This window comes from Parvularcula marina, from assembly GCF_003399445.1.
In the GTDB taxonomy this organism is placed as follows: Bacteria; Pseudomonadota; Alphaproteobacteria; order Caulobacterales; family Parvularculaceae; genus Parvularcula; species Parvularcula marina.
Genome location: NZ_QUQO01000033.1, coordinates 1 through 255, shown reverse-complemented (window position 1 = coordinate 255; position 255 = coordinate 1). Strand labels below are relative to the sequence as shown.

The window sequence follows — 255 nt, the reverse complement described above, 5'->3', positions numbered from 1 at the left end:
GACCTTATGTCGTACCGTTCCAGCACCGCTTCGCTTGCCATTGCCGAAATGCGCGAATTCGCCGGTTTCACCGCGAGCGAGCGCCAGTTCATCGAACGCAGCCTCGATATCGCGCTGGGGCGCGGCGATGCGTTCAAGCAGTGGTCGCCCGATGGCAGCGAGGCGGTCACGATTCGCAAGCAGTACCTTGCCTATCGCGAACTGCGCACGCTGCGCGAGGCCGCGCCTGAACCGAACGCGATGGACGGCCTGTCG

1 pseudogene is annotated in these 255 nt (G+C 64.3%); it reads left to right on the top strand.

Going from position 1 to position 255, the window contains the following annotated elements:
* Positions 1-6: 6 nt before the first annotated feature.
* Positions 7-255 (top strand): annotated as a pseudogene (locus DX908_RS16095) (hypothetical protein); the annotation flags it as partial.